This is a genomic window from Halalkaliarchaeum sp. AArc-CO (assembly GCF_024972735.1).
Classification (GTDB): Archaea; Halobacteriota; Halobacteria; order Halobacteriales; family Haloferacaceae; genus Halalkaliarchaeum.
In genome coordinates, this window is record NZ_CP087723.1 from 319,424 (window position 1) to 330,828 (window position 11,405).

The 11,405-nt window shown below is 67.7% G+C and carries 12 protein-coding genes; 6 read left to right on the top strand and 6 right to left on the bottom strand.

Features of this window, described 5'->3' with window-relative positions; all coding sequences use genetic code 11:
* Positions 1-9 precede the first annotated feature (9 nt).
* A complete protein-coding gene (locus AArcCO_RS02330; protein ID WP_259534798.1) occupies positions 10-174 on the bottom strand; it encodes a hypothetical protein in 165 nt (54 codons plus the stop codon).
* 129 nt (positions 175-303) lie between these two features.
* Here AArcCO_RS02330 and mutL point away from each other — a divergent pair, with 129 nt between their 5' ends.
* From mutL to AArcCO_RS02355, 5 genes are all read left to right on the top strand, one after another.
* Positions 304-2,604 carry a DNA mismatch repair endonuclease MutL gene (mutL, locus tag AArcCO_RS02335; RefSeq protein WP_259534799.1) on the top strand — a complete coding sequence of 767 codons (2,301 nt, stop codon included), beginning with the start codon at positions 304-306 and terminating at the stop codon, positions 2,602-2,604.
* Positions 2,605-2,691: 87 nt separating this feature from the next.
* The gene (locus AArcCO_RS02340; protein ID WP_259534801.1) at positions 2,692-3,006 is read left to right on the top strand and encodes a hypothetical protein; all 315 of its coding nucleotides are present in this window, start codon (positions 2,692-2,694) and stop codon (positions 3,004-3,006) included.
* A 72-nt stretch (positions 3,007-3,078) separates the two neighbouring features.
* Positions 3,079-3,495, top strand: a complete 417-nt coding sequence (hisI, locus tag AArcCO_RS02345; protein WP_259534802.1) for a phosphoribosyl-AMP cyclohydrolase — start codon at positions 3,079-3,081, stop codon at positions 3,493-3,495.
* A gap of 1 nt (position 3,496) precedes the next feature.
* Complete coding sequence (locus AArcCO_RS02350) at positions 3,497-4,672, top strand: DUF7118 family protein (RefSeq protein ID WP_259534803.1); 1,176 nt, start codon at positions 3,497-3,499, stop codon at positions 4,670-4,672.
* Positions 4,673-4,780: 108 nt separating this feature from the next.
* Positions 4,781-6,955 carry a S9 family peptidase gene (locus AArcCO_RS02355; RefSeq protein WP_259534805.1) on the top strand — a complete coding sequence of 725 codons (2,175 nt, stop codon included), beginning with the start codon at positions 4,781-4,783 and terminating at the stop codon, positions 6,953-6,955.
* Between the two features lie 22 nt (positions 6,956-6,977).
* On the opposite strand, the gene AArcCO_RS02360 is transcribed toward AArcCO_RS02355, so the two are convergent.
* The 5 genes from AArcCO_RS02360 to AArcCO_RS02380 form a co-directional block, all read right to left on the bottom strand.
* Positions 6,978-7,448 (bottom strand): type IV pilin N-terminal domain-containing protein, encoded by a 471-nt coding sequence (locus tag AArcCO_RS02360; protein WP_259534806.1) that lies wholly within the window; start codon positions 7,446-7,448, stop codon positions 6,978-6,980.
* 12 nt (positions 7,449-7,460) lie between these two features.
* Positions 7,461-7,793: a DUF7091 family protein gene (locus tag AArcCO_RS02365; RefSeq protein WP_259534808.1), complete on the bottom strand. Its 333-nt coding sequence runs from the start codon at positions 7,791-7,793 to the stop codon at positions 7,461-7,463.
* Between the two features lie 83 nt (positions 7,794-7,876).
* Entirely contained in the window at positions 7,877-8,098 is a 222-nt protein-coding gene (locus AArcCO_RS02370) for a hypothetical protein (RefSeq protein WP_259534809.1), read from the bottom strand.
* Positions 8,099-8,167: 69 nt separating this feature from the next.
* The gene (locus tag AArcCO_RS02375; protein WP_259534811.1) at positions 8,168-8,794 is read right to left on the bottom strand and encodes a protein sorting system archaetidylserine decarboxylase; all 627 of its coding nucleotides are present in this window, start codon (positions 8,792-8,794) and stop codon (positions 8,168-8,170) included.
* A gap of 2 nt (positions 8,795-8,796) precedes the next feature.
* The gene (locus tag AArcCO_RS02380; protein WP_259534813.1) at positions 8,797-9,843 is read right to left on the bottom strand and encodes an AAA family ATPase; all 1,047 of its coding nucleotides are present in this window, start codon (positions 9,841-9,843) and stop codon (positions 8,797-8,799) included.
* A gap of 187 nt (positions 9,844-10,030) precedes the next feature.
* On the opposite strand from AArcCO_RS02380, the gene AArcCO_RS02385 reads away from it, so the two are divergent.
* On the top strand, positions 10,031-11,401 hold the full coding sequence (locus AArcCO_RS02385; protein ID WP_259534814.1) for an ABC transporter substrate-binding protein: 1,371 nt from the start codon (positions 10,031-10,033) through the stop codon (positions 11,399-11,401).
* Positions 11,402-11,405 lie beyond the last annotated feature (4 nt).

Genomic DNA, 11,405 nt, shown 5'->3' on the forward strand with positions numbered 1-11,405 from the left:
CGGACGCGTTCACTCGACCGGCTCGACTACCGCCTCGCCGCAGTGGGGACAGTGCTCGTAGTCCTCCGAGATCGGCTCCTCGCAGGACCGGCAGACGTACGCCGGCTCCCGGGCGTTCGTGAACGCCCGTTTCGTTTCCTCGAACTTCTCGCCGGCTTTTCTGAACAGGCTCATCGTTCGAGCAAGGCCGACCGGACGAATAAACGTTGGCCCGCGAGGGTTCCGTGACCGGGATCACGGGAGCGGTGGAGCAGTCGAGACGTGGGGCACGGCTTCAAGTGGATTCGGCCCGCATCGCCGACGATGACTGACGGGCCACCGACGGGTGCCGAGGGACCGGAGACGAACGCGGAGGGACCGGAGACGGACGCCGACGAACCGCCGACGATCCGACAGCTCGACGAGCGAACCGTCCAGCAGATCGCCGCCGGCGAGGTCGTCGAGCGTCCCGCCTCCGTCGTGAAGGAACTCGTGGAGAACAGCCTCGACGCCGGCGCCGACAGGATTTCGGTGTCGATCCGTGCGGGCGGAACCGAGGCGATCCGCGTGCGCGACGACGGCGTCGGAATCCCCCGCGAGCAGCTCCCCGAGGCGGTCGCCCAACATGCCACCTCCAAGATCGGCGACGTCGACGACCTCGCGGGTGGGGTCGCCACCCTCGGGTTTCGGGGGGAGGCGTTGCACGCGATCGGCGCCGTTTCGCGGCTCACCGTCCGGTCGCGACCCCTGGACGACGAGGTCGGTGCCGAACTGACCGTCGAGGGTGGCGACGCCGGTGAGGTCCGCCGGGTCGGCTGTCCAGGAGGGACGACAATCGAGGTGCGGGACCTGTTTTTCAACACCCCCGCACGGAAGAAGTTCCTCGCCACCGAGACGACCGAAACCGACCGCGTCGGGACAGTCGTCACCCAGTACGCCCTCGCGAACCCCGACGTCGCGGTTTCCTTCGAGGTGGACGACCGAGAGCGGTTCGCGACTCCGGGCGACGGAAACCTCCGGTCTGCGGTGCTGTCGATCTACGGCCGGGAGGTCGCCGAGGGGATGATCGCGGTGGAGTTCGATGCCGCCGCCACCGACCTCGACACGCCAGTCGATCGCGTCCACGGGCTCGTCTCCGAGCCCGAAGTGAACCGTGCGACCCGGGAGTATCTCGCGACGTTCGTCAACGACAGGTACGTGACCGTAAGCGAGCTCCGGAACGCGGTACTGTCCGCCTACGGTGGACAGCTCGCCCCCGAGCGATATCCCTTCGCCGTGCTGTTCGTCGAACTCCCGACCGGGGCGGTCGACGCGAACGTCCACCCCAGGAAGCTCGAGGTCCGGTTCGACGACCCGGAGGCGGTTCAATCGGCCGTCGAAACTGCCGTCAGCGACGCGCTTCTAGAGCACGGCATCCTCCGGTCGTCGGCGCCACGGGGACGGTCGTCCCCCGCGGAGACGCCGGTGTCGCCGGAGGAAACATCGGTGTCGCCGGAGGCCCCCGACGAAGTCGCGGAGTTCGACGAGGCTGCGGCCGATATCGACGAGGGGCCCGGAGACCTCTCGGGAGCGGGTGCCGAATCGACGACCGGAACGGACGTCGACGTCAGCGATGTCGTCGACGACACAGGTACGGGAGACGACACAGGTACGGGAGACGACACAGGTACGGGAGACGACACAGGTACGGGAGACGACACAGGTACGGGAGACGACACAGGTACGGGAGACGACACAGGCGCCACTGACGAGGTCGAAACCGGAGACACCCAAAGCGTCTCCCCGGCGGACGAGGACGGGTGGACCGTCGACGGGATCGATCGCTCCGGGGCGGCGGGGATCGCCGACCGGGGAAGCGACACCTCGATGGGCCCCGACGATGACGCGTCGATCGGTTCCGACGAGAACGCTCGACGGATTATCGACGGAACGTTCGACGCCTCGGAGCCGACGAGCCAGCGGACTCTCTCGGGGGAGACGACCGACGCCGAGCGAGCCTACGAGTCGCTCCCGCGGCTGTCGATCCTCGGCCAGCTGTTCGACACCTACGTGCTCGGCGAGGCCGACGACGGGCTCGTGTTGATCGACCAGCACGCCGCCGACGAGCGGATCAACTACGAGCGGCTCCGGGGAGCGTTCGCCGACGGTCCGCCGGCCCAGGCGCTCGCCGAGCCGGTCGAACTCGAACTCACCGCGCGGGAGGCGACGCTTTTCGACGCCGACGGGACGGCCGATCGCCTCGCCGAGTTCGGGTTCGAGGCCGACCGCGTCGACGACCGTACCGTGGAAGTGAGTGCGGTCCCGGCGGTGTTCGACGCCGCGCTCGAGCCGGAACTCCTCCGTGACGTGCTCGTCGGACTCGCACGCACCGACGCCAACGCGGGCGAGTCCGTCCTCGAAGCTGTCGACGACCTGCTGGCTGACCTGGCGTGTTACCCCTCAGTGACCGGAAACACCGGACTCACTGACGGTTCGGTCGTGGAACTGCTCTCAAAACTGGACGACTGTGAGAACCCATATGCGTGTCCGCACGGGCGGCCGACCGTCATCGAACTTTCTCGGGGGGAGATCGAGGACCGGTTCGAGCGGGACTATCCGGGACACGCCGGACGGCGCGCGGAGTGAGCGTCGCTGCTCGGGGCAAAACTCCCGGCACCGCTCCCGACCGCTTTCGACCCAAACGATAATGGGCCTCCCTGCGTCGACCCGAACATGGTCGAGATCGAAAAGCCCGAACTCGAGGGCGAGTCCGTCCGGTACCGCGACAACACTTGGGAGCTCACGGGAGCACTCGAGGTAAAGCGGAACGGGGAACTCATCCACGCGAAAGCCAGGAAATCGAGCCGAGTTCGGGGCAACTCGGGGACGTTTTCGTTCGCGCTACAGGACTCTCCGGCGTCGCTGAATCCGGGTAATCCGGGCGAGTTCGACGTCGAGCTAAAGCGGCTCGAGGACGCCTACTATCTCGTTGTGATCCGGAACCACGCGACGACCCACTACCGGCTCACGAATCTCAACTACGACTAGTGTCGGTCGCGTGGCCGGTCGGGTCCCGCCCCACACAAAAGGCCTATTCACCGGGGTCGCGTTGATCCGATCATGACTTCCGACACCGACGACGGCGGAGTCGCTTCCGGGGCGGCGACGTCCGAGGAAGGCGACGTCCCCGTCGACTTCGGCGAGGACGGCCTCGTCCCCGCGGTCGCCCAGGACACCGACTCGGGGGAGGTGCTCATGCTGGCGTACGTAACGCCGGAGGCGCTTGCACGCACCCGCGAGACCGGCTTTGCACACTACTACTCCCGATCGCGCGAGGAGCTGTGGAAGAAAGGTGCCAGTTCCGGCCACCTCCAGCGGATCGTCGAGGTCCGGGTCGACTGCGACGCCGACACCCTGCTGTATCTCGTCGAACAGGACGGCGGCGCGTGCCACACCGGCCATCGCTCGTGTTTCTACCGGACCATCGACGGCGAACACGTCGGCGAGCGCGTCTTCGACCCCGACGAGGTGTACTGAGGTGGCTGACGGAACCGACACTGTCGGCGGAGCGGACACCCCCGGGTCGGCCGCATCGATTCTCGCTCGGGCCGGCGAGGCGGCCGCCGAACTCCGGGAGCGCTACGACGAGCTCCGGGCGATCGAGCGTCGCATCGACGACCTCGGAACCCACCGCGTGGAGGCGGCCGCCGACGCCTACCGCCGTGCACATCGGGTGCTCGACAGCTACGAGGACGACGCCACCGGCACGGGGGATTTCGGGGCGTATCTCACGTTCGAAAGCAAGTTCTCGGCGGCCGTCGACGTCGCCGACGACGCGCTCGCCGTCGACGCCTTCGAGGCCGCACGGGAGGCCGTCGACAAGCGCCGGCTCTCGGCGTCGGACTTCGCGGCCGCTCGGGAGGCGCTCGAAACCCCTGGCGAGTACGTCGAACTGCTCGAGGAACGCGACGACGCCGTCGACGCCTACCGTCTCGCCCGGCGCAACGCCAACGAGGCGCTGTCGGCGCTGGACGAGCGGATCGAAACGCTGGAGCGGGTCGCCGACTTCGCAGACGTCGATCCCGACGCACCGGTCGATCGACTCCGGGAGCCGATCGAGGCGTACAACGACGCGGTCAACGAGGCGTTCGAGTCGTTCAAACGAGAGGCCAGTGCGCGGGCGCTGTTCGAGTTCATCGAGCGCACCGAGCGGTACCCGCTGGTCGAGGTCGACCAGCCGCCGCGGGAGCTCCAGGAGTACGTCGAGGACGCATCGGCCGGCGAGGAGCCGCTCCCGACGCTTTTGGAGTACGTCGACTACTCCCCCTCGAAACTGGAGCATTACGTCGACGATCCGGGGGCGCTCAGGACGACCGTCGCAGTCCATCGAACGTATCTCGACCGGATCGACGCGGCGCCGCTTTCGATCGAGTGGCCGCCCGCGGCGGCCGACGAACTGCAGTACCGGATCAAGGAGCTGATCCCGGTTGTCTCCAGGCTCGACGCCGAAGAGCCGGTGGTTCACCTCAGGGAGATCAGGTCGCTCACTCGCGAGGACGAGTACGCAACACTCCGCCGGACCGCCCGAGCCCGCGAGGAGCTGTCCGACGAGGGACTGGAGCTGCTCGCGAGCGGGGAGCTCGAGGACCGACTGTCGGAGGCGCGGGAGACGCGGGAGCTCGTGGCGGCGGTGCTTTCCGAGACGGACAGGTGACTGTCGGCGGACCCGAGGGCGGAACGGCGCATCGATCGCGGCGCGGGCGCGGAAGCCGACCGCTTCCGGCTTCCGAACGTTCTTCCCGTAGCCCACCGAGTCGGGGGTATGCAGCGGATTCAGGCGAACGACTACCACGACATCGCCAAACCGACAGATCCCCGACTCTCCCCCGACGGCGACCGCGTCGCGTTCGTCCGAACGATCCCCGACGACGAGGAGTCCGTCGAGGCGACGGTGTACGTCGTCCCGACCGACGGTTCCGGGCCCGCCCGGCGGTTCACGCTCGCGGAGGGCGTCGACGCCGAGCCGAGATGGAGCCCGGAGGGCGACCGGCTGGCGTTCACCTCCACCCGCGGAGCCGACGACGACAGACAGCAGCTGTGGGTACTGCCCGTCGACGGCGGCGAGGCCCGCCAGGTGACCGACGTCGTCGGCGGCGTGAGCTCGATCGACTGGTCGCCGGACGGAGGTCGGATTGCGTTCGTTCAGTCGATCTCCGAGGAGGATAGAGCGGATGGACGGGATCGAGGCGTCGACGAGGAGTACGAGCCAGACGAACCGGATCCCCGCGTGATCGACCGGACCGTCTACCGGTCGATGCAGCAGTACTTCGACGGACGGCGGTCACACGTGTACGTCGTCGACCTCGACGCCGAACGGCAGGAGGGAGACGACAACGACGAATCGGGAGAGGAGATCACGGCGATCTCCCCGACGATCGAGGGCGACGCCGACTTCAACGGGCCGGCGTGGGGCGACGAGTCGACGCTGTATTTCACGCAGTCGGTGGGCGAGGACCCGGACGACTCGCTGGAGTACGGAATCCTCGCGTACGACACCGACGCAGAGTCGGTCGAACGGCTCCACCGCACGACCGGCTGGGGGACCGGGCTCGCAGCGACGGCGGACGGGTCGGTTGCGTTCGTTCACGTCGAGGCCGAGCAGGCGTCGCTCCAGCAGGCCGACCTTCACGTGATCGACGCCGCCCAGGCGGCCGAGACGGAGGATCCGGCGGACGTTGAGGTCACGGACGTCACCGCCGGGCTGGACCGGACGCTCGGCTACGAGGCCGCCCCGCGGTGGGGACCCGCCGAGGAAACGCTGTACTTCACCACTCCGGACGAGGGGAAAACGTCGGTGTGGGCGGTGCCCGGTGACGGGAGCGACGATCCGTCGCGGCTGGTTCGCGAGGGGACTCTCGCGGGGATGGACGTCGGCGTTCCCGCCGACGGCGACGGGGAGGGGAGATCAGACGGGGACGGCTCCGGGGACGACGCCGACTCGGACGATGTCGCCGTCGCGGTCGCGATGTCCCAGTGGGATCACCCCGGCGACGTGTTCGTCTCGCCGGGTGGCGGCGCGGAGGACCTCAACCGGCTCACCACATTGAACGAGGCGTATCTCGACTCGGTCCACGTCGGCGAACCCGAACCCCTCGCGTTCGAGTCTACACAGGGTCTCGTCGAGGGCTGGGTGCTGGCGCCGCCCGGATTCGATCCCGAGGGTTCCTATCCCCTGGTCGTCGAGATCCACGGCGGCCCTCACGCGATGTGGTCGACCAGCGGGACGATGTGGCACGAGTTCCAGACGCTCGCGGCTCGGGGGTACGTCGTCTTCTGGTCGAACCCCCGCGGGTCGGCCGGCTACGGCGAGGAGTACATGAAGGCGATCGAGCGCGACTGGGGGGAGGCGACGCTCACCGACGTGATGGCCGGCGTCCGGGAGGTCGCCGACCGCGAGTACGTCGACGAGTCACACGTCTTTCTCACCGGCGGCTCCTTCGGCGGGTTCATGACCGGCTGGACGGTCGGCAACACCGACTACTTCCGGGCGGCGGTCTCCCAGCGCGGCGTCTATCACCTCACAGGCTTTTACGGGTCGACCGACGGGGCGTACAAGCTGGTCGAAGGCGACTTCGACACGACCCCCTGGGAGGAGCCGGAGTTCCTCTGGGAGCAGTCGCCAGCCGGCCACGCTCACGAGGTGGAGACGCCGACTCTTCTCATCCACAGCGAGGACGACTACCGGACGCCGATTTCGGACGCGGAACTGTTCTACCGAATCCTCCGGAAGAACGACGTCGAGACTCGGTTCGTCCGGTATCCCCGCGAGGGACACGAGCTCTCGCGGTCGGGCGAGCCGGGCCACGTCGTCGACCGGATCGAACGTATCGCGCGGTGGTTCGACGGCTATTCGGAGTACCACGACGTCCCGAAGGCGCTCGAACGGGGCGACGACGGACTCTCCGCGGCGGACGCCGGCGAGGAAGACGAAACGTAGCAGAGAGCAGCCAACCGGCACCTCACGAGGGGCTCGAACCCGTGATGGTTCCGTCGCCGAGCGTTGCGCCGCTCGGAGCGTGAAGGACCAGCACCCGGACCGGTGGATCGAACGGGGCAGCGGTTAGTTCCCGCCGGTCGCCCGGTCGGAACGTGGCGTCGTCGCCGGTGGCGTCCGCGAACTCGAGGCGCTGTCGGTCCTCGCCCTCGCCGACGAGCAGCACGACCTCGTCGGGAGACAGCGCGTCGCCCCCCTCGTGTACCACGACGAGGGTCAGTTCCTCGCCGTCGACGACGCCGTCGACGCCGACGCTCGCTGCTGGTTCGGCGGGGGCGAACGTGCCGATCGCCGCAAGGCCCGCAAGCCCGACCGTCGAGACGAGGATCACGACGAGCGCGAGAATGAGGACGCTCCCGATCGTCTCGGACTGGGCCCTGTCGGCCGACCCGGTAGCTCGGTTCGTTCCTCCGGTGTTCGCGTCGACTGTCGTCAATTCGATCCCTTTTCAGTGTGTCGTGCTGGTTCGGTCGTCGTAGGTTTCCACGGTTCCGTCCCGGATGTCCTCCCGACACCCCTCACAGTCCGGGTGATCGGGCTCGAAACACGCCGGCCGGCCCTTCCGGTCGACGGGAACCGGCCGTCGTTCGGCGTATCGACGGCAGACCAGCCGGGCGTTTCCGTCCTCGTCGGCCGGCAGGTCGTAGCGCTTTGCGCCCGAGCGGTCGCGCTCCCTCTCGGCGTCCTCCTTTCCCTCCCAGTAGGCGTGTCTGGCCTCCTCGTAGCGGCGGCCGAGCTCCCGGATGCGCTGCCGGAGGACGTGTTTCCACCGCTCGTCCATACGACGTCTTGCGGCTGGATGGACTTATAAGGGGTGATGAGCGACCGAAGAAAACGTCGCGTCGACGGTCGGAACCCGTCCGACTATTCGAGGCCGTAGTCGGCCAGGCTGTGGTAATGCTTCCAGTAGCCGGTCACCGACTCGGTGTCGAAGGTTAGCTGCCCGTCCGACAGTTCGAGGGTGACCTGGCTGCCGTCGAACGTCGTGTCGTGGATGTGCAGCTCGAGCGGGATCTCGAACTCCTCGACGTTGACCATCAGTTCGCCGCTCTCTTCGATCTTCGACTGGAGTGTTTCCGGATCCATAGGCGGTACATTCGATTCCGAACGGCTGTAAGATAAAGCTTTGTCGGCTTCTCAAGCGATGAAGCCGACTTATAAAGGCACCGACGCCGGCTCCGGTGCGATCACGGTCTCGCCGGCGCGAACCCGATCCCCCGTTCGAACCCGGATGTCCTCGCGATCGACGTCCGGCGGAAGCAACACGTCCGCACGCGAGCCGAACGAGACGTGGCCGACGCGCTCGCCCCGACGAAGCGGCTCGCCCGGCTCGACGTACGGGTGGATTCGCCGGGCGAACGCGCCCGCAATGAGGCTCGCCTCGTAGCGCCCGCAGTCGACGTCGACGCGCTCGTTGCGGTCGGAATCCTTCGAAAACGCGGGACGGTGTGCGCCGCCTCGGTGGTCGACGGTCTCGACGACGCCGTCCGCTGGCGCCCGGCAGACGTGGACGTCGGTGACGTTGAGGAACACCCCCACCCGAACCCGGTCGCCCTCGGTCCGGAGCACCGACACACGTCCGTCTGCCGGCGCCACGAACCCGCTCTCCGGCGGTGTCCGGGATGGATCGCGGTGGAACCACAGTACAGCGACGCCCCCCGCGAGTCCCGCAACTGCGAGCAACGGCGCGACCGGGAGCAGAAAGCCCACCGCAAAAAGCGGGGCGGCGTATCGCCACGCGCCGGGCGCGAGAGCCACGCGGGGAAGCTGTCCGAACGGCATTTTCACCCCTCGCCGTTGCCGATCGGCGGCGGATCCAGCGTCTCCCGGCCCTGCCCCCACGCCGCGAGCAGGTGGGTGAGATGCACCAGGTCGTCGGTCCCCGCGGCGAGGTCGCGGTCCGCGTCGCCGGCGAGTCGGTGGAGTCGGGCCAGTTCCCTGCCGCTGTAGTTCGACCCCGCCCTGGCGACGCCCAACAGTTCCCGGAGCAGTTCCTGCCCGCCGTAGCCTTCATCGAGCAGGTCGTCGAGTTCGGATCTGGCGGTCGAGAGGTCTCCCTCCTTCGCGGCAGACAGCGCCCCCCGGATCGCCTCGTCGTCGCCGACCTCCCCGAGCGTCTCGTAGGCGGCGGTCATCGTCACTTCCTCCTGTCCCACGGCGGTCGCCTGTGCGCTCAACACCGCCCGCCGGAGGTTCCCGCCGGCGGCGCTCGCGACGAACTCCAGGCCGTCGTCGTCGTACGGCACCTCCTCGGCCTCGCAGATCCGGGCGAGCACCGCCATCGTCTCCTCGGCCGTCGGCGCCCGAAGTCGGACCGGGAAACACCGCGACCGGATCGGCGGGATCAGCTTCGTGGGCTGGCGGGTGGTGATGACGAACTGTGTCGTTCGGTGGTGCTTTTCCATCACCCGGCGAAGCGCCTGCTGGAAGTCTTCGCGGATCTCTTCTGCGTTGTCCAGCGAGACCGTCTTGAACGACCCCGACACCGGCGCGTAGCCCGCCGACTCCTTGAGCACGTGGTTTATCATGTCCCGTTTCGCCATCCGGGACCGCCCCGCGAGGAAGGAGGCGAACCGCGGGTCCTCGCGGATCTCTTTTTTGCTCCGGGAGAAGAAGTCCGCGACGTTGATCTCGATCAGGTCGGCGTCCGGGTCCTCGTGTGTGCGCCGAGCCAGCGCCCGCACCGCTGCCGTCTTCCCGACCCCGCGTGGTCCCTGGACGATCAGGTTCATCGGCTCGTCGACCGCTCGAAGGAGCTTCTCGCGGGCCTCACTCTGGGGGAGTTCCTCGAGCGTCGGCGCGTGCCGTTCGGTCCACAGCGGGCCGTCCATCGAGTCGGGTTTGCCGACCGACGGATATCAATCGGTCGGTCCGGTTTTCGGCTGCTTGGAACCCGACCCCGCGTTGCGCGATCGATCGCGTTTCCGGTTTGCACTGTCGTGGGACAATTTATCCACATTATTGTTAATTTATCATAATCGTTAAGTTACTTGCTGCAGGAGGGCTAACTGGTTACGCATGACACGAGAAACAGAGACCGAAGACGAGCGGCACGTTTCAAGACGGCGGTACATCGCGCTGACCGGGGCGGTCGGCGTCGCGGGCGTCGCCGGCTGTGCCGGGGACGATCCCGAGGAGGACCTCGACCTCGACGAGAACGGCGAGGACGAGGATGACGACGAGGACGACGCGGAAACGGAGCCGGAACCGGCAGAAGAGGGTGATCTGGAGATCGTCCACTGGTGGACTGCCGGCGGCGAGGAGGAGGCGTACAATGCGCTCTTGGACGGGTTCCGCGAGCAGCATCCCGACGTCGAGATCGTCGACAACCCCGCACCGGGCGGCGCGGGGTCGGCGATCGACGCGGTGATCCAGAACCGCGTCCTCGACGGCAACCCGCCGAGTACGTTCCAGATCTGGCCGGGACAGGCGCTTACGCCGTATACGGACGCCGACCTGCTCGAGGACATCGGGGACACCGTCTGGAGCGACGAGATGCGCGATGCGTACCTGGACGACATCGTCGACCTCTCGCGGCCTGACGGCGACCTGGTTGCGGTCCCGATCAACATCCATCGGATGAACAACCTGTTTTACAACGTCGACGTGATCGAGGACGCCGGCGTCGACCCGGCCGCCATCGAGGATCCGGACGAGCTCCTCGACGTCCTCGGGACGGTCGCCGACGAGACCGGCGTCGCCGCGCTGGCTCACCAGACGCAGTCGCCGTGGTCGTCGCTGCAGCTGTGGGAGGATGTTTTCCTGGGACAACACGGCGTCGACGCGTACACCTCGTTCGTCGACGGCGACGTCGACGCGCTCGAAGACGAGATCCGGGAGTCGCTGTCGCTTTTGGCCGACTACGCCGATTACTACCCCGAGGACGCCGGCTCTATCTCCTGGGACCAGGGGAACAGTCAGCTCATCGCCGGCGACGCGGCGTTCATCCACCAGGGTGACTGGGCGGCCGGACAGTACCGCGCAGAGGACGGCTTCGAGTTCGGCGACAGCTGGGATATGGTGCCGTTCCCGGGGACGGATGGCGTGTACCACTCCGTAATCGACTCGTTCGTCTTCCCGACGAACAACCCCTCGCCCGACGCGACCGAGCAGTTCCTCCAGTACGCCGGCAGCGTCGACGCCCAGGAGCGATTCAATCCGATCAAGGGGTCGATCCCGCCGCGCACCGACGTGCCGACGGACGATCTCGGACCGTTCCTCACCAGGCAGTTCGAGGACTTCGGCGAGTCGACGGCCCAGCCGCCGACGATCGCCCACGGGACGGCGGCTCCGCCGGCGGTTCACTCCGAACTCGAGGAGGCGTTCGCCAACTTCAACGAGAACCTCGACGTCGATCAGGCGTTCGACGCGATCAGCAACGCCTTCTGACGCC